We start from the raw sequence: 20,883 nt of genomic DNA on the forward strand, positions 1-20,883 counted from the left end.
TCTTATACGCGTCGGAGGAGCCGACAGGCATCTCTTGTGGACCGAACTTCGGCTTTTGTTAGATCGCCTCTCCGAAGAAGTGTCGGACACGAAGGCGGCTGGAAGGATCCCGGCCCGGTCATCGTCGTGAGGAAACTACCAGAATTGTTCATTCATGCAATCGGCGCGCGCATTGATGATCCATCACTCGCGCTTCGGTTACGCCTCGGCGCAAACGGTGTTGGCCGCCACCTCGCCGCCCCAACCGCAGCGCTGCAGGGCCTCACGCATATGGAACGGCACCGGTGCCTCGACCGCGATCGGGGGCTTGTTGGCCGAAATCGGGATGCTGATGGCGCGGGCATGCAGATGCATTGATGCTTCGGATTTGCCGACCGAGCCGTAGACCGCATCGCCCAAGATCGGCCAGCCCATCGCCGCACAATGCACCCGCAACTGATGCGTGCGGCCGGTGAGCGGCGACAGCGCCAGCCAGCAGAGCTCCGCATCGCGGCCCATCACGCGCCACACCGTCTGCGATGGCGCGCCAAGGGGATCGACCTTCATCCACCAGCCCCGCGTGGCATCGAGCCGCCCGAGGGGCAGGTCGATCAAACCGTCGACTTCGGTGGGGCCGCCCTCGACCACGGCCCAATAGGTCTTGTCGATCTTGCCTTGTTTGAACAGCAAGCCCAGCTTCGCCAGCGCCTTCCGATGACGGCCAAGCACAAGACATCCGGATGTATCGCGATCGAGACGATGCGCCAAAGCCGGCGGACGCGGCAGTCCGAAGCGCAGGCTGTCGAACCCGTCTTCGAGGTTGGCACCGCCCTTTGGTCCCCGATGAACCGGAATGCCCGCAGGCTTGTTGACGACGAGCATAAGCCCGTCCCGGTAGAGGAGCGACGCGATCAGGTCTTCCGACATCATGCCGAAGGGTTTATCGAGAAGCGCGGCTGGCGATCAATCCCCGATTGCTGCCGATTCGCAAAAGACATCCGGCGCATCATGACCTTCGACGACGATCAGAGCGGCAAGCCGTCGAAGAAGCCGGGGTTTCTGCGTCGTTTGTTCGGTGGCGGACGACCCGACGACGATGCCGTGCCGGTCGCGCAGGACGATGCGGCGCGGGCGCTCACCGCCCAACGCGAGATCGATGCGCTGCACGAGGCCGGGGTTGTCGATCAACCGGAGACGCCGCACGACACCGACGCGGTGGATCACCCCATCGCTCCGGCCCCGCAAAGCCTGCTGCCCTCGGTCTCGACGCTGCTCGATCCGGATGCGCCTGCGCCAGAGTTGACCGCGGCCGAGCCGATCGACGCAAGCGATGTCGATGACGATCTGCTGTCGGATGGGGTCGAGGCGGAACCGTTGTCGACCCTTTTGGGTGATGACGACGCCATCGAACAGCCCGCACCCGAGGCAGCCCGGCCGAGCTGGTGGAGGCGGCTGACGACGGGGCTCGCCCGTTCGTCCTCGTCGATCACCCAGGGCATCGTCGACATTTTCGCCAAGCGAAAACTCGACGCCACGATGCTGGAGGATTTGGACGACATCCTGATCCGCGCCGATCTCGGCGTCGCTATGGCGACGCGCATCACGGATGCGGTTGGCAAGGGTCGCTACGATAAAACGATCGACCCCGACGAGGTCCGGCAGGTGCTGGCCGACGAGGTCGAAGCGACGCTCGCGCCTGTCGCGGTGCCGCTCGATATCGAGGTGGCTCGCAAGCCCTTCACGATCCTGATGATCGGGGTCAATGGTTCTGGCAAGACCACGACGATCGGCAAGCTGGCGGCTAAATTCACCGGGTCGGGCAAATCCGTGATGCTGGCGGCCGGCGATACGTTCCGAGCCGCGGCGGTCGAGCAATTGAAGGTCTGGGGCGCGCGGACCGGCTCCACCGTGGTCTCGCGGCCGCAAGGCGCCGATGCGGCTGGCCTCGCCTTTGATGCCGTGACGCAGGCTCGCGAGGCCGGTACCGACGTGCTGCTGATCGATACGGCTGGTCGGCTGCAGAACCGCACCGAATTGATGGAGGAACTCGCAAAAGTGCTGCGCGTGATCCGCAAGCTGGATGCCGACGCGCCTCACGCGGTGCTGCTTGTGCTCGATGCCACTGTCGGCCAGAACGCCCTAAGCCAGGTCGAAATCTTTTCGCGCGTCGCGGGTGTCACCGGCCTGGTCATGACCAAGCTCGATGGCACAGCACGTGGCGGCATTCTGGTCGCTATCGCCGAAAAATTTCGACTGCCGATCCATTTCATCGGTGTCGGCGAAGGCGTCGACGATCTCGAGCCCTTTGCGGCGCGCGATTTCGCGCGGGCCATTGCCGGCCTCGACGATGATCATGGCTGAGTCGGCACAGACCGCAATTTCACCCGAGTTCAAGGGCAATCATCGCGCATGAATCATATCGACCAAAAGGTGGCGGCATCGATATCGGCCAGCCAACCGACGGCGGCACGCCGGATCAACCCGCTGGTCAAGCTGGCCCTAGAGTTCGGCCCGCTGGCGCTCTTCTTCATCGCATCGGCCCGCTACAATCTTTACGTGGCGACCGCGACGCTGATGGTCGGTGTCGTGGTGACGTTGGCGATCTCCTTTTGGCTCACGCGTCGCGTGCCGACGATGCCGCTGGTGACCGCTGTCGCCGTGTTGTTTTTCGGCGCCCTGACGTTTTACTTCAACGATCCGACATTTATCAAACTGAAGCCCACCATCGTGAACTGCCTCTTCGGCGCCGCGCTCCTCGGTGGCCTGATCTTCAACAAGCCGCTGCTCCCGATCCTGCTCGATTCGGCATTCAATCTCGATCGGGAAGGCTGGCAGAAGCTGAGCTTCCGCTGGGGCCTGTTCTTCTTCTTCCTCGCGGCACTGAACGAAGTGGTCTGGCGCACGCAGACCGATGTCTTCTGGGCCGCCTTCAAGGTCTTCGGCACGATGCCGATCACGATCGTCTTCGCGCTGTGCCAAGTGCCGTTGATCATGAAACACGAGTTGAAGACGCCCGAGGGTGCCACCACCGACGAGTTCTAAGCCGTCTATTTGATGTCGGGCTTGGCCCTGGAGTCGACGCCTTGCCCGGCCGGGCCTTTGACGCTCATGCCCTGGCCTTGACCCTCGGGATCGTTGGTGATTTTGCCGAGGCCTGTGCCTGCCACCCCTCCGTTGCCGGGCTCCACGAGTGGCCTCCCATCGAGGGGCGAGCGCGGCGCGGCCTGTTTGCTTTGTGTGTCGCCTCGCGCCGGCCCGCCAGCAGCGTCTCGATCGACGGATTGACCGGTTCCGAGGCCGCTATCGGCTGCGGCGCTGGGCGTCACGAAGCCGAGGACAACGCACGCGGCGACAAGCGCGACCACGGCTTGGCTTCGATATTTGTTTCGACGCGGCGCGCTCATCGTAACGTTTCCAGTGGTTCGGCATCGAGCAAACGCGCGGCTAAGCTTTCGGTTCGCCTCACCCTCAGGTCCCAACGCGCGGGCCAGTAACCGGACCTCGTTCGGCGCCATCAAAAGAGCCACGCAGGGCCGACAATGCCTCGGCATTGCTCGTCACCGCCGCCGGTTTCTCGTCGGTCCAGAAGCCGACGCCCATCACGATCGGCATGGCGAGCAGCCCCGTGACGAGCGCGATGTTGGCTTTGTTCGATGGCTGTCGTGGCCGCATTGATGTGTCGTCTCCGCATGACCGCCCTCCCCTCCGAGCGGCCGTTTGGTTATTGTGCACCTGTCGGCTTAAAAGGAGGTTGCTCCGGGCGGGTCGCGTCGTGGCTGGCTCGGATGGACCAGCGCCGCGAGCGGGGCCTTATCGAACACCTGCTCGCGATTCTGATACGCAGCGGATTTCGCTATCCGGATCGGGACTGTTTCGCACCGAAGGGTTGATTTTTCCGTAGGAATGGGGCATAGCGCTGCCTCTTGGCGCGGGCCGGTTCCCGCTCATAGGTTCGGGAACGTCGATGAAAGTCCGTAATTCGCTCAAGTCTCTCCGTCTCCGTCATCGGGACAACCAGCTCGTCCGCCGCAAGGGCCGCGTCTACATCATCAACAAGGTGCAGAAGCGCTACAAGGCACGTCAGGGCTAATCTGCTCACGCCGTCCGGCGGCAAAGAGCTTACACTTTTGACGCGGTCGCCCGCTTTGACGTGAGGCGGTCGCGAGCCTAGTTTAGCGGTCATGCAGATGCTCATGACCGCTTTTTTGGTTTTTGTGGTGTCCGGAGCGCCGGGACCGGTGCTGGTTTTGGATGACGATGGGCTCCCCCCGTCCCTGACCCTGCCGGACGGCCCCACCGTTCCCATGCCGCCCGGCACCGAGCTGTTCGGCCAGCATCGGTTCGACAGCAAGTCATTTCCCAGCCTACCGAGCCCTGAGGTTGCCCGCCCGGGCGACAAGGTCGTGCCGACGCCGCCACCGGTGGCGGACGATCCCGATGCGGGGCTTTCGCCGCAGGATCGCCGGAAACGACGGATCGACGACCTCTTCGCGCGCCTTGCCGATGCAAGCGACGAGACCGAGGCTCAGGCCATTACCCAGCGCCTCGACCGGCTCTGGCTGCAATCGGGTTCGGCGACAGCCGACCTTCTGATGTCCCGCGCGCTTACCGCAATGGCCGGCAACGAGCATTCGGTGGCCGAAGAGCTGCTCGATAAGGTCGTGACCCTGCGGCCCGACTGGCCGGAAGGCTGGAACCAACGCGCGACGCTTCATTATCTCGACAATGATGACGTGACCTCGATGGCCGATATCGGACATGTTCTGGTGCTTGAACCCCGTCATTTCGGTGCGTTGAGCGGTATGGGCTTCATCCTGCATCGCAATGGCGACGACAAAGCCGCGCTTACGGTGCTCCGCAAGGCCGCTGCCATCAATCCACAGAACAAGGAGATCAACGCCCTGATCGAGCAATTGACACCTGACGTGGAAGGCCACGACCTTTGAGGCGTCTGGTTGTGGTCGACGTGGTTTGAGATCGCTCGTTCGTGGTGCGGCCTGGGCCGCCGGCTTGGTGCTGGCGAGCAGCGCAGGCTTATTCGGCTTTTCGATGATTGAGGCGTCCCGCATCGCCGCGCAATATCCGGCGACGGGCTCGTTCATGCCGGTCAGTGGCGGGCGCCTGCATTACACCGAACGCCGTCCGGACGGGCCGTCGCGCGGCACCGTCATTTTGCTGCATGGCGCGACCGGCAATCAAGCCGATGTCATGCTGCCGCTCGGCGATCGATTGGCCGCCCTCGGCTTTCGCGTCATCGCGCCGGACCGACCTGGACATGGATGGAGCGACCGGCCTGACGGCGAGAGCGATGCCTCGCCGGCGCGCCAGGCGACCCTGATCCGACAAGGGCTCGAGAGCCTCGGCATCCACCACGCCATCGTGCTCGGCCATTCCTGGTCCGGTGCGCTCGCGGTTAATTTTGCTCTCGACCAAGCCGATTTCACAGATGGTCTCGTGCTCGTCGCGCCCGTGACCCATCCGTGGCCGGGCGGCGTCGCGTGGTATTACGGGCCGGCTGCATCGCCGTCGATCGGCCCCATCTTCAACCACGTTCTGACGATGCCGGTGGGTTTGACGATGCTCGATGCAGGGGTGCGGTCTGTCTTCGAGCCGCAAGCGCCGCCGCCGGATTTCGCCAACCGCACCGGCGTCTATCTCGTGTTGCGACCAAGCGAATTTACGGCCAACGCGCAAGATGTGTTTCATCTCGAGGATTTCGTCGAGCAGCAGGCGCCCCGCATGGGCCGAATCACGGCTCCAACCGCGATCGTGACCGGCGATAGCGACAGCGTGGTCCTGACCCGGCTGCATTCCTATGGCAGCGAACGGGATATCCCCGGCGCGACGCTCAAGGTTCTGGCCGGCGTCGGCCACTCGCCCCATTGGGCGGATCCGGCCAGCGTGGTGGCGGCGATCGTCTCGGTGGCGGACCGCGCTGACGCCAAGCGCCGCACGGTCCAGGAATAGCGCAACGCGCGGAAGGATGCCGATCGCAGACCCGGAGTGTCGTGGGCGATCGGCGCTGGTCTTACTTGGCGTCGTACATGGCGCGGCAGCCTTCGCTGACCTGCGCCTTTTTCTCCTGCATGCAAGCCGTGACCTTATCGACATCCGGCATCACATCGGCACAGAGTTTCTGCGCGTCACCGGCGCAGGCGGCTTGCTGCTTGTCGCGCAGGGTCGGAGCCGAGGTGGAGGCCAGAGCGGCGGTCGAAACAACGCTCAACAGGGCGGCGCTCAGGATCATGCGGACATGCGGCATTAGTGGATCTCCAGTGGGGCTCAGCGGCACGATGCTGCTTATCGATCATCCGGCGCGGCGGATGAACATCAGCACAACAGCGCAAGCGGGACCGAAGGTCCACGCCACCGTAAATCGTCACGCTTAAGGTTCGACGACGCGCGGATCGTAAGTGGATCGCCCGGCCGGCCCCCCCGACCCGCGACCCCAGAGCTTCATCAAACCGGGAAGCGCGACGGCGAACAGCACGGCCGCCGCGCCGAACAAGAGCCCCGAGCCGAATGCTTTGTAGGCGACGACACCGCCCACCCCGCCGAGGCAGAAGGACAGCACGGTCGCGGCATGCAGCCGGAGTTTCTCCAGCACCGGCATGGCCTCCTCGGGGGGCGCACGCCGCCAGGCGTGATCGACGAGCGTTCCGAGTTCGATGCCGATGTCGGTTGCCATGCCAGAGATATGCGTGGTGCGAATGCGAGCATTTGAAATGCGCGTCACGACGGCGTTCTGCAGCCCCATCAGAAAACTCAATCCGAAAATCAGGATCGGCCCCCGTTCGCCATCGGGGAGGAGAAGGTCGGCACAGCCGAGTCCGGTCAGCAACACCGCCTCGGCCACGATGCTGACCGCATAGATGCCCGCCATCGATCGCCGGCGCCCCACGCTGATCAGCAAGGTCGACACGAGAGCTCCGACCACGAAGGTCGCCACGATGGCGAGATAGAACAGGCCCCGGAGAAGATCGCCGAGCGCAACGTGATCCGCGAGGATCGAGACGTTTCCAGTCATATTGGCCGAGAAGAAGCCGACCGCGTAGAAGCCGGCGGAGTTCAAGGCGCCTGCCACTAGCGCCAGTGTACAGGCGAGGCGGCGATCGATCCGGCCGTTCCGCGCATCGCCTTCCAAGATCAACATCGACGTGTCCAACCCGCACGGATAGCGCTCGGCGCCGCAATCGACTCGACGCCGCCGTAAGGATGAGCCAAAAGCCCACGATGGTGTCTTACCGTATCGTGCCGGGATTACGAACTCGCGGGCTGTGGAGCGCTTCCCTGGTGGCCCGGGTCACCGCCGATGTTTCGGCCGCCTGTTGTGGTCTCCTGGGCGGGCTTACGCTGCTCTACGGCGCCATGTGGGTCGCCGATGTCACGCTCGACCATCGCATCGATGCGGCTTTTCTCGCTGTTTATGACTGCGAGGCCCTTGGGCGGACCTTCAAGGCCTGCACGCAGACCGGTCTTGGCACCGATCTGCGCGGCATGCGGCCACCGCCGGAGTTGACCCAACGCCCTTGATCGATCTCAGAGATCGACGTCCTCGATCTTCCCGAACCGAGCGATTTGCAGCGTCGTCTCACGTCCATCGTCGTCGCAATGGATTTCGAGAGCCACCGCTCCCGAAAACGCCAGCCCGCCGGCTTCAGCGGCCTGAATAGCGGCAGCAGCATCCCGCGCCGGCGTGGTGCTGACGATCCGCAGACTCTGAGGGCCGTCGGTTTCGAACGTCCGGACGAGATATCGCTTCTGAGACACGCTGCAACTCCACCTGATGGCAGAGTTACGGATTTATTGCCCCGCGAGTTTCACAACGATCCTGCTTTGCCGACGCTGACGGAGCAGCGGCAGCACCGTTCGGCTTTCAGTCGGCGCGGGCGTCGACGACCGCCACCATGTAGCGTGCCGTCTCTCCATAGGCCGCGAGTTTCGCCGCCATCGCGGGGACCAGCCGTAACTCGAAACCGAGAGCCGCCCAGACGGTCGTCGTGCCGTAAACCGAGACGAGCGCCAGGGCTGACAAGCGGTCCCGCCGCGCCAGGGTTCTGATCCGCTCGACGAAGGCTTTGGATGCACCTTGACGGCGCGCCGCCGGAAGCAGCGCGACGTCATGGATGAAGAGGCAATCGGAATCGTCTGGAATGCGCGACATGATCGTATCCAAGGCTGGCGCCTCATCGAGACGCCAGGGATGCGACAGACCATAGCCGAGCACGATGCCGTCGCGGCCGCGCAACACGAGGCAGCCATCGCCGTAATGCCGAAGCTTATCGGCGATGACCTCCCGCCGTTCGGGCAGGAGGTCATGCACAACGCTCTGGATCTCCATGATGGCATCGAGGTCATCGACGCCAGAGTGGCGCCACGTAGCGGCGTGGTTCACTTCTTCAGCTTGGTCCACACCCGATCCATCAGTTTGGTCGCGGCTTCCGGGCAAGCCGGCGTGAACTGCATTTTCAGATCGGCCGGCACCTTCAATTCCGGCGCATCCTTCATGGCCGGATCGTAAAACTTCTCCGCACCCGCGATGCCGCTGGCATAATGGGTGAAGTTCGACGACATGGCGCTGTTCTCAGGCTGCATCATGAATTTGATGAACAGCTTCGCATTATCGGCATCCTTGGCGCTGGTCGGCACCGCCATATTGTCCATCCAGCCGACCACACCCTCTTTCGGGAAGATGAAGTGGACGTCGGGGTTCACGGCGCGGGTTCGGGCCGCGTCGCCGTTCCAGGCTTGGTGGATCCAGGTTTCGCCCGACCCCTGTCGGTCGATGATGCCGTCCGAATTATAGACCTTCACGGAGGGGGCCTGCGCCTCGAGCAGATCAGAGACCTTCTTCATGTTGGCCGGATCGGTCTGGCACGGCGTCATACCAAGATAGACCTCGGCGAGAGCCATGACTTCGCTCGGCGCACCGAACATGCCGACCTTGCCCTTCGCGTCCTCCGGCGGGCTGAACAACAGCTTCAGGGAGTCACCCGGGTCTTTGACGAATTTGGTGTTGACCGTGAAGGCCGTGACGCCCCAGTCATAAGGAACCGAATATTCGTTATCCTTGTCCCAAGCCGGGCTCTTCCACTTGGCGTCGATATTGTCGTAGCCGGGGATCTTAGGCCCATCGATCTTTTGGATCAGACCTTCCTTGGCGAAGATCGGCACGAAATCCGACGAGACGACGACGATGTCGTAACCGGCCGAACCGGATTTCAGCTTTGCCAGCAACGTCTCGTTGGAATCATAGGTATCGAGCGTGACCTTGATGCCGGTCTCTTTCTCGAACTTCTTGATGACGTCCGGCGCGGTATAATCGGTCCAATTATAGATGAAGAGGTCGCCCGCCGCATGGGCCGGCGCCACCGCCCCGCACCCCATCAGGGCCGCGGCCGCCAGAGAAATAACGATCTTGGTTTGCATCGGTACAGTCCTTTCGGTGGTGATCACGCTTTCACGGCTCGCGCACGAGCCAGCATGGTGGACAGGACGACGGCCGCGACCGACACCACCAGAAGGATGGTGGCAGCGGCATTGGCCTCGGGCGTCACACCGAGGCGCAGCATGCCGTAGAGATAGACCGGCAAGGTCGTGGACCCGGCCTGCGCGACCATCAGCGTGATGAGGAAATCGTCGAGCGACACCACGAAGGCCAGGGTCGCGCCGGCCACGATCGCGGGCGCCAGAAGCGGGAGCGTCACGCGATAAAAAACCTGCCATTTGTCGGCATAGAGATCTCGCGCCGCATCTTCGATGACGCGTGGCATGTCGCGCAGGCGGGCGCGGATCGGCAGCATCGCGAACGGGATGCAAAACACGACATGGGCCACGATCACATTGCCGAGGCCGGCATGGAGGCCGATCGCTTCGAAAAAGATCAGCGTCGCGATGGCCGTAACGATCTCGGGCGCGATCAGCGGCATGGCCACCAGCGCCTCGCCCGTGGAACGGCCAGGAAAGAAGGTGCCGCGTTCAAACGCAAGTGCCGCCGGAATGGAAAATAACGTCGAAACCGGGGTCGCGACGGCCGCCACGATGATACTGTTCATGGCCGCGCGACGCAGGTCCTCGTTGCCAAAGGCTTTGACGAACCATTGCGTGCTGAAGCCGCCCCAGATCAGCGCCACGCGGTTGCTGTTGAACGCCAGCACCACGAGAACGACGAGCGGCGCATAGAGGAAGATCAACGCCGCGATGCTGAGAAGGCGATATTCCGGCATCCGCCGCCAGTCGAAGCCCCGCCGTTTCATCGGCCTTCTCCGCTTCTGGCGTTCATACCGCCACCCCCGGATGCCGTCGTCGCCAAGCGCTCCACATCAAGGCACCGAGAACGAAGATCATCAGGATCATCGACAAGGCCGCGCCAAAGGACCAATCGCGCGACGTGGTGAATTGCTGCTGGATCAGGCTGCCGATCATCAGCTTCTTGCCACCGCCGAGAATGTCGGGCTGCAGAAAGGCGCCGAGCGCCGGCACGAAGACCAGAAGCGTGCCGGCCGCCACGCCAGGTTTGGCGAGCGGCCACACGATCTTTCGCATGATGGCCCATCGGTCGGCATAGAGGTCGTAAGCCGCCTCGATCAGGCGCGGATCGACCTTCTCGAGTGCGCCATAGATCGGCAGCACCATGAAGGGCAAGCTCGAATAGATGAGGCCGAGCAGGATCGCGCCATCCGTATACAGAAAGGTGATGGGCTGTTTGATGAGGCCGATCGCCTGCAAGGCTTGGTTGACGAGGCCCTGATCCCTCAGCAGCAAAACCCAGCAATAGGTGCGGATCAGCAGGTTGGTCCAAAACGGAATGGTGACGAACAGCACCAGAATGGACCGCATCTTCGGCGGCCGCGTCGCCATATACCAGGCCAACGGAAGACCGATCACAAAGCAACCGATGGTCGTCAGCACCGCCAGGATGATCGAGCGCGAGAAGATCTGAAGGTAAGTCGTGTCGAAGATCAGCGTCTCGTCGAGATCGCGATCGTAGAAAAACCTGACCCAGGAGGCCGGGGTGAATGGCTGCTGCACCCCGCCATAGGGGCTGGGACTCAGGAACGAATAGACGAGCGCGATCGCCATGGGCAATAGCATGAAGACCACGATGGTGATCAACGCCGGTGCGGCCAGCAGAAGCGCGCGATCTCGTTTCAAAGCGACAGCCATCACTCAGGCCTCGAGCGGCAAGAGTGCGCCTGACGGGAACACGCAGGTCACGGCTTGCTCGGGCGCGAGCGGCGGCAGATCGCCCCGCACGGTCTTGACCACGGTGCCGTCCGCCAGGGCGATCGCACAGGACGTGGTGGCACCGAGATAGGTGATGTCGATCACCCGGCCGGCGAGGCCCGCTTGTCCAGGCCCGGTCTCGGCCGAAACCACCACATGTTCGGGCCGAATGGCCGCAAAGGCGCTCGAGAGGCCGACGAGGGAACCAGGAAGCACATTCGCCTCGCCGATGAAGTCGGCGACGAAGCGCGACACCGGCCGCTTGTAGATATCCTCGGGGCGACCGAGTTGCAGCACGCGGCCGTGGTTCATCACCGCGATACGATCCGACATCGACAGCGCCTCCTCCTGATCGTGGGTCACGAGCACGAAGGTGATGCCTGTCTCACGCTGGATGCGCTTCAACTCGATCTGCATGCCGCGCCGCAGCTTCAGATCGAGAGCCGACAGCGGCTCGTCGAGCAGCAGCAGGCGGGGCTGCGGGGCCAGGGCGCGCGCCAAGGCAACACGTTGCTGCTGGCCACCGGACAATTGATCCGGCCGGCGCTTGGCCAGGGTTTCGAGCCGCACGAGCCGCAACATCGCGCCCACCTGGTCGGCAACCTTCGGGCCGCGCTGCCCCAGCCGCTGGAGGCCGAACGCCACATTCTCCTCGACGGTCATATGCGGGAATAGAGCGTAAGACTGGAACACCGTATTGACCGGCCGCTTGTTCGGCGGGTCGTCGGCCACATGCTTGTTGTCGAGAAGGATGACCCCGGAGGTCGGGTGCTCGAAGCCCGCCAACAGCCGCAACAACGTGGTCTTGCCGCATCCGGAAGGACCGAGAAGCGTGAAAAACTCGTTGGTCTTGATGGTCAGCGACACGTCGTCGAGCGCCTTCAGCGCGAGATCGCCCGTCCCGAAACTCTTGGTGACGTTCTGGACCTTGACCAGGACCATGGCGGCCTGTGTCGCAGCCTCGTCACGGAGATCCATCGCATCACATGGAGCTGCCGAGACGGTGCGGTCGATCGCCGCCACACTCATGCGCCCACCGCCTTGCCAATGGCTCTGGTCGATCTGGACGCCCGTCGAAACATCGTGGCCCGCATGCTGGTCGCCGCCTCCCATCCTGCTCGGATCGTGGGGTCCGTAGCAGAGATCGTGCCAGCGCTTCCGGCGGCTTCGATCCTTGCCGCAAGCCTATCCGGCTTGTGACAACAAGCAAGATTGGTTGGCGCTCCCCGCGCATAAATTAGTCGATTGACCAAAAATTTGACGCGACCTAGGCTGGACCAATCGGGCCTTCCGGTCCCATGGACGCCCCAACCGAGAGATCCCGGCCATGACGATGCTCGCTCCATCCCGCCCCAACGACACGCTGACGCGGCACATGCTCTACCCGTTCACCAATGCGAGTTATGCGGCCAAGAACCCGCCGCTGGTGATCGAGGAAGGCGAAGGCGTCTACATCATCGACAGCGAGGGACGGCGCTACATCGACGGCCAGGCCGGGCTTTGGAACGTCAACGTCGGGCACGGCCGCGACGAGATCAAACAGGCGATCCGCGACCAGCTCGATAAGATCAGCTATTATTCGCAATTCGGCGGCACGACGACGACGCCGTCGGTCATTCTGGCCGATCGACTCTGCGCCATGGCATCCCACGAGGGGATGGAGCGGGCGTTCTTTTCGTCCGGCGGTTCAGAGGCCAACGAAGCCGCCTTCAAGCTGGTGCGCCAGTATTGGCGTCATGTCGGCGAACCCAATCGCCACAAGATCATCTCGTTGAAGCGCGCCTACCATGGCGTGACGCTCGGCGCCCTGTCGGCCAACGGAACGCCTGCCTACAAGGAGCATTTCGAGCCGCTGCTGGCCGGCTTCAGTCAGGTCGAGACGCCCCACGTCTACCGCAATCCGTTCACCGAAGACCCTGAGGCACTCGGACGTCTCTGCGCCGAACTGCTCGACCGCGAGATTACCTATCAAGGGCCGAAGAGTGTCGCGGCTTTCATTGCCGAACCCGTGCAGGGTGCCGGCGGCGTCATCGTGCCGCCCGCCAACTTCTGGCCGCTGATCCGCGCCGTCTGCGACAAGCATGGCGTGTTGCTCATCTCGGACGAGGTGGTGACCGGCTTTGGCCGTCTGGGATCGATGTTCGGCTCACGCCACTGGGGCGTAAAACCGGACATCATGGTGTTCGCCAAGGGCATCAACAGCGGCTACGTGCCGCTCGGCGCAACCGTGATGAACAAGCGGGTGGCCGATGCCTTCGTGACCGAGGACGAGAGCCAGTTCACCATGGCGGCCTTCTGGCACGGCAACACCTATGCGGGGCATCCGCTGGCTTGCGCCGCGGCCCTCGCCAATCTCGATATCGTCGAGAAGGAGCATCTCGATCGCAATGCCGGCGAGGTCGGGGCCCACCTCCTGGCACGCCTCAAGGACGTGCAGAGCCGTCATCCCACCATGGGCGACGTGCGCGGCCTCGGGTTGATGATCGGCATCGAGCTCGTCAAAAATCCGGACACGAAAGAGGCTTTCGCCGCATCGGCAAATTACGGCTCGCGCATCGCCGAAAAATGCAAGCAGCAAGGCGTGCTGCTCCGCAACCTCGGCGATACGTTCATCCTTTCGCCGCCGCTGATCCTGACCAAGACGCAGGCCGATACGATCGCGGATACGTTCGAGAGCGCCATCACCGATGTCGGGCAGATCTGAGTCAGCCCGATGTCGACGGATCGCCCCAAACTCGTCATCCCGGCCGTTCCCGACCGGGCCGATCGCGAGATCCTGCTCTCGCGCCTCGCCGAATTCGAGGCCGAACAGGCCGGCCCGCTCGACATCAAGCATCTGGCGATCCTGCTGAAGGACGAGGCGGGAGCGACGATCGGCGGCCTCTGGGGCGTGTCGCTCTTCCGATGGCTGATCGTGGAACTCGTCTTCGTGCCGGCCCATCTGCGGGGCCAAGGTCTCGGCCGGGACATCATGGCGGAGGCCGAGCGCATCGCGATCGAACGCGGCTGTATCGGCATCTGGCTCGACACCTATGATTTTCAGGCGCCGGATTTCTATGAAAGCCTCGGCTTCGTGCCGTTCGGCGCGGTGACCAATCAGCCGCCGGGACATAAACGCATCTTCATGCAGAAGCGCTTGGCGATCTGAGCACCGCTTTTGGCCGCTGCTGCGTGATCCAATAGATGTTGCGGCGCGATCGGCGAGGCGGCCGGTCGCGTTATGCGGCCGCAATCCTCTTCGGTCGCGCGCCCCGCGTTGCACATCGTGCGGCTCGCGCCTGAACGCCGACCGTCAGGGCGTCGACACTTGCCCGCAAATCGCATTCCGATGCGCCAGCCAGCGATTGGAGGATCAGTCCATCGATGCCGGCGAGCATCAGCCGGGCCAAGTCCTCCGCATCCGCCGCCGCCAACTCCGGCGACGCACCGCCACCCGACAACAAATCCACATAGGCGCCGACATAGGCTTGATACTGGCGCGCCGCGAGCCATTCGCACCCCTTCGTGCGGACGGCGTAGAGTGTCAGTTCATACTGAACGATCTGCTTGGCTCGGGTCTGCTCGACATAGCTCCAGGACGCCCGCAGGATATCGGCGATCCGCGCGTCAAGCGCGTCGGAGGAGCGGGTCCGCGCCGTCAGGGTCGCGGTCATGTCGTCGATCATCATTTCGAGAACGGCGAGCAGCACCGCTTCCTTGCTGCTGAAATGATAATGCAGCGTCGCCAGCCGAATATCGCTCTCCTCCGCGATCCGTCGCGTCGTGGTCTGGCTGAGCCCATGCGTTTCGAGCGCCCGAAGCGCCCCGGCGACGATACGGGCCCGCGTTTCGGCACTTTTAGCGGTCGGTCGGCTTGGGCCGTGCTCGTCAGGCGCTGCGGGTTCGGTGCGGCGGTCGTCAGTCATCGAAGGTCCAACACGATCATGATCGGATGATGCGGGCCGCCCACGTCTTGAGCAACCCCGAAGACGTGATGCGGCCGATCAGAATGGCTTCCGCGCGTCACGCACTCCCGCGTTGACATCACCGCTACGGGTGCCGATCCTCCGGCGCATGGATGACAAAGCTACTCCCTCAAACCCAGAGACCGGCGACCTCTCGCGACGAAGCGCCACGGAGTTGGCACGGCTCATCGCGTCCCGCACCGTCACGTCGCGGGCGGTCGTGTCGGCTTTTCTGTCGCGGATCGAGACGTTCAACCCGACCTATAACGCGATCGTGTCGTTGCGCCCGGCCGCCGATATTCTCGCCGAGGCCGACCGGGCCGACGAGGCGGTCGCGCGTGGCCAAACGATCGGTCCACTTCATGGCCTGCCGATCGCCATCAAGGATCTCGCGGCCACTAAAGGACTGCGGACGACCCTTGGATCGCCCCTCTACTCCGACAATGTGCCGGACGCCGACGCTCTGGCGGTGGCGCGGGTACGGGGGGCCGGCGCCATCATCATCGGCAAAACCAATACGCCGGAATTCGGCCTCGGCTCGCATACCTACAACCCGATCTTCGGCGCGACCCGGAACGCCTTCGACCCGAGCCGCAGCGCCGGCGGCTCCAGCGGCGGAGCGGCATTGGCGCTGGCTCTCTCGATGCTGCCGATCGCCGACGGCAGCGATTTCGGCGGCTCGCTCCGCAATCCGGCAGCCTGGAACAACGTCTTCGGCTTGCGGCCATCGCAAGGGCGCGTTCCCTCCACCGCTTCGCCCGACGCCTTCATGTCGCAGCTCTCGACCGACGGACCGATGGGGCGGCATGTCGAGGATCTGGCGTTGTTGCTCTCGGTCCAGGCTGGCCATGATGCAAGGGCGCCCCTCTCGCTCGACGGCACCGGCTTCCGCTACGAGCAGCATCTTGAGGAGTTCGGCCCGGCCCGGATCGCTTGGCTCGGCGACTTCGGTGGGCATTTGCCGATGGAGAACGGGGTGCTCGACCTCTGCCGCAGTGGCCTGGCGCGCCTCGAAGCGCTCGGCTGCACCATCGTGCCGCTCGTCCCGGCCTTCGATGCGGAAGCGCTGTGGCAAGCTTTCGTGGTGCTGCGGCAATTCTCCACCGGCGGCAAATTCATGGAGCATTATCGCGATCCCGCCAAACGGGCGCTGCTCAAGCCCGAGGCGCTGTGGGAATGCGAGGGATATTTGGCTTTGACGGCGCAGGACGTCTACGAGGCGGCCGTGGTCCGGTCGTCATGGTACGCAACCCTGCAACAGATTTTTTTGGACGTCGACTTTCTGGCGCTTCCGGCCGCTCAGATGTTTCCGTTTCCGGTCGAGACCACATGGCCTGGCTCGATCGCGGGGCGTCCGATGGACAGTTATCATCGCTGGATGGAGGTCGTGGCGCCCGTCACTCTGTCGGGTTCGCCGGCCATCAGCCTCCCGGTCGGCTTCGGCGGCGAGGGGGGCCATCTCCCGATGGGTGTGCAGATCGTGGGGCGCCCGCGCGACGATCTTGCGGTGCTGCGGCTTGCCTACGCCTATGAGCGCGCCAATCCGTGGATCGCAGCGGCGCGGGGCTGACGTCTTACACCAGGGTTGCGAGCAGGCCGGCCAGCAAGCGGCCGCGCTGCAGCGTCGCCGCAATCGCGATATGCTCGTCGAGCCGATGCAGACCATCGCCGATGGCTCCGAGCCCGTCGAGCGTCGGAATGCCGAGCGCGCCCGTGAAATTGCCGTCCGATCCGCCGCCCGCGCTGCCATGGCCGATCGTCAGCCCCATCTCGGAGGCGAGCCGCTGCACGGTCGCCACCAGGGCGAGCGTTCCCGCGTTCGGCTCCCAGACCGGCCGCGTCACACCGCGCGTGACATCGAACGACACGCCGTTCCGCGATCCCGCCATCGCCAGCATCGCGGCGACGCCGCGATCGAGATCCTCCTGGCGCTTGGCCATGCTGAGCACTTCGGCCACGCAGGTCGTGGCGACGCAATTGACCCATTGGCCACCCCGCACCACGCCGACGCTGAAGGTGCAATCCTCGCTCGTCATCTCCTCGATCGCGATGATCCGTTCGGCCATTGCCCGGATCGCGGATCGCCCTTCGGCCAGGCGGGCTCCGGCATGGCTTGGACGCCCCGTGGTGGTGACCGCGAACCGCGCGATCGCATAGCGTCCCGTGACAACGTCGCCGTTCAGCCGCGCGGGTTCGGGGACCAGCACGAAACGATGCCGGCGCGCTTCGGCTTCGATGAGATCGCGGGTGCTCGGCGTCCCGACCTCTTCGTCGCCCGTGAACAGGATCGTGACCGGCAAAGACGTCGCGATACCCACGGCCGCGAGCTCCTCCATCGCCTGCACGGCGAGGCAGGCGCCCCCGCCGAAACACGCCGCGCCGCTGCAACTCGGGCACGACGAGATCGATAAAATCGTCGAGCCCGCTCGGTACCGAGGGGAACATGATGTTGAATCCATCGCATCCCTCGCCGTCGAGCCATTCCTGCATCCGATCCGCGATGCTGGCGGGCGTTCCGACAAGCTCGTAGCCGCCATAGCCGCCCACGAATTGGGCCAATTGCCGAACCGTCAGGTTCTGATCGCGCGCGAGATCGACGAGTTTCTGCCGGCCGCTCTTGCTGGCGTTGCTGTCGGGAATCTCGGGCAACGGGCCGTCGAGATCGAAGCCGGACACATCGGTGCCGAGCCGCATCGAGAGGTTCGGCAAGCCGCTGTCCTCATGCACGAGGCTGTCGAGCAGCGCCTTCTTGGCCCGCGCCTCCTCCATGGTGGCCCCGACGACCACCAGAGCGCCGGGCAGGACTTTGAGATGATCGGGGTCGCGGCCGATTGCCGTCATCCGGCTTTTCACGTCGGCGTAGAAGCTCTTGGCCTCGGCGAGGGTGAGCGACACGCTGAAGATGACTTCGGCGGTTTCGGCCGCGATCTGCCGTCCGGCTTCGGACGCGCCGGCCTGCACGATGACGGGCCAGCCCTGGACGGGCCGCGCCACGTTCAGCGGCCCGCGCACCGTCAGAAACTCGCCCGTGTGATTGAGCACATGCATCTTCTCCGGATCGAAGAAGATGCCGCTTTCGGTGTCGCGGATGAAGGCGTCGTCGGCCCAGCTATCCCACAGGCCGGTCACGACATCGTAGAATTCGCGCGCCCTGCGGTAGCGCGTGGCATGTTCGACATGCTCCTCGAGCCCGAAATTCATGGCTTCGTGCGGGTTGCCGGAGGTGACGAGGTTCCACCCGGCCCGGCCATCGCTGATATGGTCGAGCGAGGCGAATTTGCGGGCGATGTGATAGGGCTCGTTATAGGTGGTCGAGGCCGTGGCGATGAGGCCGATGTGATCGGTGACGGCGGCAAGCGCCGGCAGCAGCGTCAGCGGATCGAGCGATGCCACCGTGCCGCTCCGGCGCAATGCCGCCATCGGCATATTCAGCACCGCCAGATGATCGGCCATGAAGAAGGCGTCGAACCGGCCGCGCTCCAACGTCTGTGCGAAGCGCTTCAGATGTTTGAAGTTGCTATTGGCGTCCGGAAAAGCCCCCGGATAGCGCCACCAGGCCGTGTGGATGCCGACCGGGCGCATGAAGGCGCCGAGCCGGAGTTGCTTCTGCAGGGTCATGGGACGAGACCTTCGATCAGGGCTAGCCGTTGAGGCATATCGGTCGAGTAGACGGCTCGCCGGAGACGCAAGTCAACGGCGGTCCGCGTCGCATCGGCACCGCGATCTCCAACGCCGGCGGCCAGACCGCTCAGTCCCGCCCGATACTCCGCCGCAGCAACCCGGCCAACGCTTTGCCCATATCGGCCTGCAGCGGCAGATTGTCGTTGGGACTTCGATAGAGGGCGACGACCATGTCGCGCCGCTGTGCTTCCGGAAGGCTCAGGCTGACGAGCAGATCCCGACCTCGGCTGAAGGAGACGTGCCCCCCGACGGTTTGCAGGCCGTCGAGCACGAGATCCACCGCCGTGCCGATCGTTAGGTCACGATGCTCCTGAGCGAGGCTGAGGCTGGCATCGACCGTCGAAAGGCGGTGAACCGAACAGGGAAGAAGGAGCCCGGTTTCGGTTCGCAATTGTCCGACATGATCGGTCTGGAACAGTTCCTCGCGATGCAGGCGAGGTTTCTCGAAACAGACGATACAGGCGACGCCGGCCAGCAAAGCCGAGATGCCCGCCCAGACCAGATTGAGGATATCGACGGGCGTCGCCTCCGTCGGGGCGTTCGGCCCGATCAACGCCCAGATGATGGCGCCGACCGACACCGCGCAGAGACCGCCGAAAATCCGCAACATGTCCCACCGCACGATCGTGCGGGAGCGGTCACCCCCCTTGTCGGTCACCTTGAAGGGGCGACCGAACGGGCGATACAGGCAAGTGATCAGCGTCCAGGTGACCGCCACGGCCGTGACCATGTGGGTCACTTCCATAAAGATCGGCAGGGTCCGCCGACGCGACACCCAGCCGCTATAGGCGTAGAAGGCCAGCAGCGCCGGGACCGCATGGCCGAGAAAATCGACGTAATCGGCCTCGAAGGCCGGAATGCCGAAAAACCAGTAGACGGCCGGTGCCAACAGCATCAGCACGATGAACGGCTTGCACAACCAGTTCAGAACGCCATGCAGGTAGTGAAGCCGCTGCACCATCGTGAAATTCGCGCCGCGAAACGGACCATTGCGGAGCAACGCGACCTGAATCGTGCCGAGGCACCACCGCGCCCGCTGGGTGATATATTCGGGCAAGCCCTCGGCCGCGAGGCCGACGCTGAGGCGCTCGTTCAGCCAGCGCGTGACGTAGCCGTGGCTCATCATCGTATAGGTAAGATTGATGTCCTCCGACACGGCTTCATGCGGGAAACCGCCGATCTCGTTCAGCCGATCGCGGCGGACCAGAAATGTCGTACCGACACAGAAGGCCGCGCCCCAGGCATCCTTGGCGGGCTGAAACACATCGAAGAAGATCCGCTGGTCGTCGATCCAGGCTTTCGACGCCATGAGATTATGCTGGATCGGGTCGGCGTTGAAGTAAAGCTGGGGGGTCTGCACCACCGCGATCTTCGGGTCGCGGAACAAGCCGACGGTCCGTTTCAGCAGGTTGGAATGCGGCGCGAAATCGGCATCGAGCACGAGAATCAGCGGGGCGGCCTGCGGCCCGGCGGTGAGGCGGAGGCCATTGTTGAGATTACCGGCCTTGGCCCATTCGTTGGAAGAGCGAGTCAGATAATTGACCCCGAGTTCGTTGCAATACTCGCGCAACCAGGGTCGCCGCGTGTCGTCGAGGACCCAGATGCGAACATCCGGATAATCGAGCGCGCGGGACAACAGCACCGACTTTTCCAGCACGTCGACCGGCTCGTTATAGGTGCAGATGAAGACATCCACCGGCGGCCAGCTGTTGGCCGCATCGATCTCGGCTTCCGCGACATCGGCGGTGGCGGAATGATCGGTGTGGCGCAGCAGGATGACGATCGACATCAGCGTGTAGAGGATCGCGATCGCCTCGAAGACGAAGTAGAAGCGCTGCCAGATCGCGCCGAAACCGAACTCGAAGCCCGGGATGGTGTCGAAGAGCCGCCATGCCGTATAGGCCACGATCAGGATTGCGGTCAGGCCGCCGAAAATGGCGCGGTCGACCGCCCGCACCGGGTCGAGCAGCTTCGACAGCGCGATGCAGCCGCAGAGCACGCCGAGATCGGTCATCAGCACGGTCGCTGCGTCGGGAGAGGCATCGACCATGGT

Annotated in this window: 22 protein-coding genes and 2 pseudogenes; 9 read left to right on the forward strand and 15 right to left on the reverse strand. The window is 63.9% G+C overall.

The window, feature by feature from the left end:
- Positions 1-198 precede the first annotated feature (198 nt).
- The gene (locus tag LGH83_RS11210) at positions 199-909 is read right to left on the reverse strand and encodes an RluA family pseudouridine synthase (RefSeq protein ID WP_227398748.1); all 711 of its coding nucleotides are present in this window, start codon (positions 907-909) and stop codon (positions 199-201) included.
- Positions 910-987: 78 nt separating this feature from the next.
- On the opposite strand from LGH83_RS11210, the gene ftsY reads away from it, so the two are divergent.
- Together ftsY and LGH83_RS11220 are read left to right on the forward strand one after the other, a co-directional pair.
- On the forward strand, positions 988-2,340 hold the full coding sequence (gene ftsY, locus LGH83_RS11215; protein WP_227398749.1) for a signal recognition particle-docking protein FtsY: 1,353 nt from the start codon (positions 988-990) through the stop codon (positions 2,338-2,340).
- A 48-nt stretch (positions 2,341-2,388) separates the two neighbouring features.
- A complete protein-coding gene (locus tag LGH83_RS11220; protein WP_227398750.1) occupies positions 2,389-3,021 on the forward strand; it encodes a septation protein A in 633 nt (210 codons plus the stop codon).
- A gap of 5 nt (positions 3,022-3,026) precedes the next feature.
- Here LGH83_RS11220 and LGH83_RS11225 read toward each other — a convergent pair whose 3' ends face one another.
- Complete coding sequence (locus tag LGH83_RS11225; protein ID WP_227398751.1) at positions 3,027-3,383, reverse strand: hypothetical protein; 357 nt, start codon at positions 3,381-3,383, stop codon at positions 3,027-3,029.
- Between the two features lie 64 nt (positions 3,384-3,447).
- Positions 3,448-3,651, reverse strand: a complete 204-nt coding sequence (locus LGH83_RS11230; RefSeq protein ID WP_227398752.1) for a hypothetical protein — start codon at positions 3,649-3,651, stop codon at positions 3,448-3,450.
- Positions 3,652-3,943: 292 nt separating this feature from the next.
- Between LGH83_RS11230 and ykgO the strand changes: the two genes are divergently transcribed.
- The 3 genes from ykgO (at position 3,944) to LGH83_RS11245 (ending at position 5,946) form a co-directional block, all read left to right on the forward strand.
- Positions 3,944-4,069, forward strand: a complete 126-nt coding sequence (gene ykgO / locus LGH83_RS11235; RefSeq protein ID WP_131113768.1) for a type B 50S ribosomal protein L36 — start codon at positions 3,944-3,946, stop codon at positions 4,067-4,069.
- A gap of 103 nt (positions 4,070-4,172) precedes the next feature.
- Positions 4,173-4,925, forward strand: a complete 753-nt coding sequence (locus LGH83_RS11240) for a tetratricopeptide repeat protein (protein ID WP_227398753.1) — start codon at positions 4,173-4,175, stop codon at positions 4,923-4,925.
- Positions 4,926-4,950: 25 nt separating this feature from the next.
- Complete coding sequence (locus tag LGH83_RS11245) at positions 4,951-5,946, forward strand: alpha/beta fold hydrolase (RefSeq protein ID WP_227398754.1); 996 nt, start codon at positions 4,951-4,953, stop codon at positions 5,944-5,946.
- Positions 5,947-6,007: 61 nt separating this feature from the next.
- Here the strand turns inward: LGH83_RS11245 and LGH83_RS11250 are convergent, their stop codons facing one another.
- Together LGH83_RS11250 and LGH83_RS11255 are read right to left on the reverse strand one after the other, a co-directional pair.
- The gene (locus LGH83_RS11250) at positions 6,008-6,241 is read right to left on the reverse strand and encodes a hypothetical protein (protein WP_227398755.1); all 234 of its coding nucleotides are present in this window, start codon (positions 6,239-6,241) and stop codon (positions 6,008-6,010) included.
- Positions 6,242-6,364: 123 nt separating this feature from the next.
- The gene (locus LGH83_RS11255; protein ID WP_227398756.1) at positions 6,365-7,132 is read right to left on the reverse strand and encodes a YoaK family protein; all 768 of its coding nucleotides are present in this window, start codon (positions 7,130-7,132) and stop codon (positions 6,365-6,367) included.
- A 140-nt stretch (positions 7,133-7,272) separates the two neighbouring features.
- Between LGH83_RS11255 and LGH83_RS11260 the strand changes: the two genes are divergently transcribed.
- Positions 7,273-7,512 carry a hypothetical protein gene (locus tag LGH83_RS11260; RefSeq protein WP_227398757.1) on the forward strand — a complete coding sequence of 80 codons (240 nt, stop codon included), beginning with the start codon at positions 7,273-7,275 and terminating at the stop codon, positions 7,510-7,512.
- 6 nt (positions 7,513-7,518) lie between these two features.
- Here LGH83_RS11260 and LGH83_RS11265 read toward each other — a convergent pair whose 3' ends face one another.
- The 6 genes from LGH83_RS11265 to LGH83_RS11290 all read right to left on the reverse strand — a co-directional run bounded on the left by LGH83_RS11265 (position 7,519) and on the right by LGH83_RS11290 (position 12,183).
- A complete protein-coding gene (locus LGH83_RS11265) occupies positions 7,519-7,749 on the reverse strand; it encodes a hypothetical protein (protein WP_227398758.1) in 231 nt (76 codons plus the stop codon).
- Between the two features lie 106 nt (positions 7,750-7,855).
- The gene (locus LGH83_RS11270; protein WP_227398759.1) at positions 7,856-8,392 is read right to left on the reverse strand and encodes a GNAT family N-acetyltransferase; all 537 of its coding nucleotides are present in this window, start codon (positions 8,390-8,392) and stop codon (positions 7,856-7,858) included.
- Positions 8,371-9,408, reverse strand: coding sequence for an extracellular solute-binding protein (locus tag LGH83_RS11275; protein WP_227398760.1), 1,038 nt, complete (start codon positions 9,406-9,408; stop codon positions 8,371-8,373). The genes LGH83_RS11270 and LGH83_RS11275 overlap by 22 nt, the downstream gene beginning before the upstream one ends.
- Positions 9,409-9,431: 23 nt before the next feature.
- The gene (locus tag LGH83_RS11280) at positions 9,432-10,235 is read right to left on the reverse strand and encodes an ABC transporter permease (RefSeq protein WP_227398761.1); all 804 of its coding nucleotides are present in this window, start codon (positions 10,233-10,235) and stop codon (positions 9,432-9,434) included.
- Positions 10,236-10,257: 22 nt separating this feature from the next.
- On the reverse strand, positions 10,258-11,145 hold the full coding sequence (locus LGH83_RS11285) for an ABC transporter permease (RefSeq protein WP_227401816.1): 888 nt from the start codon (positions 11,143-11,145) through the stop codon (positions 10,258-10,260).
- Between the two features lie 3 nt (positions 11,146-11,148).
- Positions 11,149-12,183, reverse strand: a complete 1,035-nt coding sequence (locus LGH83_RS11290; RefSeq protein WP_413771152.1) for an ABC transporter ATP-binding protein — start codon at positions 12,181-12,183, stop codon at positions 11,149-11,151.
- Between the two features lie 349 nt (positions 12,184-12,532).
- On the opposite strand from LGH83_RS11290, the gene LGH83_RS11295 reads away from it, so the two are divergent.
- Positions 12,533-13,909 (forward strand): aminotransferase class III-fold pyridoxal phosphate-dependent enzyme, encoded by a 1,377-nt coding sequence (locus LGH83_RS11295; protein ID WP_227398762.1) that lies wholly within the window; start codon positions 12,533-12,535, stop codon positions 13,907-13,909.
- 9 nt (positions 13,910-13,918) lie between these two features.
- The gene (locus LGH83_RS11300; RefSeq protein ID WP_227398763.1) at positions 13,919-14,353 is read left to right on the forward strand and encodes a GNAT family N-acetyltransferase; all 435 of its coding nucleotides are present in this window, start codon (positions 13,919-13,921) and stop codon (positions 14,351-14,353) included.
- Positions 14,354-14,423: 70 nt separating this feature from the next.
- Here LGH83_RS11300 and LGH83_RS11305 read toward each other — a convergent pair whose 3' ends face one another.
- Positions 14,424-15,110 carry a TetR/AcrR family transcriptional regulator gene (locus LGH83_RS11305; protein WP_227398764.1) on the reverse strand — a complete coding sequence of 229 codons (687 nt, stop codon included), beginning with the start codon at positions 15,108-15,110 and terminating at the stop codon, positions 14,424-14,426.
- Positions 15,111-15,258: 148 nt separating this feature from the next.
- Here LGH83_RS11305 and LGH83_RS11310 point away from each other — a divergent pair, with 148 nt between their 5' ends.
- A complete protein-coding gene (locus LGH83_RS11310) occupies positions 15,259-16,719 on the forward strand; it encodes an amidase (protein ID WP_227398765.1) in 1,461 nt (486 codons plus the stop codon).
- A 4-nt stretch (positions 16,720-16,723) separates the two neighbouring features.
- Here LGH83_RS11310 and LGH83_RS11315 read toward each other — a convergent pair.
- From LGH83_RS11315 to LGH83_RS11325, 3 genes and pseudogenes are all read right to left on the reverse strand, one after another.
- A pseudogene (locus tag LGH83_RS11315) lies at positions 16,724-17,530 on the reverse strand (M20/M25/M40 family metallo-hydrolase); the annotation flags it as partial.
- Positions 17,514-18,767 (reverse strand): annotated as a pseudogene (locus tag LGH83_RS11320) (LLM class flavin-dependent oxidoreductase); the annotation flags it as partial. The pseudogenes LGH83_RS11315 and LGH83_RS11320, both read right to left, overlap by 17 nt.
- A gap of 130 nt (positions 18,768-18,897) precedes the next feature.
- Positions 18,898-20,880, reverse strand: coding sequence for a glycosyltransferase family 2 protein (locus tag LGH83_RS11325; protein ID WP_227398766.1), 1,983 nt, complete (start codon positions 20,878-20,880; stop codon positions 18,898-18,900).
- Positions 20,881-20,883: the final 3 nt, after the last annotated feature.

It is taken from the genome of Lichenihabitans sp. PAMC28606, from assembly GCF_020616535.1.
GTDB classification, from domain to species: domain Bacteria; phylum Pseudomonadota; class Alphaproteobacteria; order Rhizobiales; family Beijerinckiaceae; genus Lichenihabitans; species Lichenihabitans psoromatis.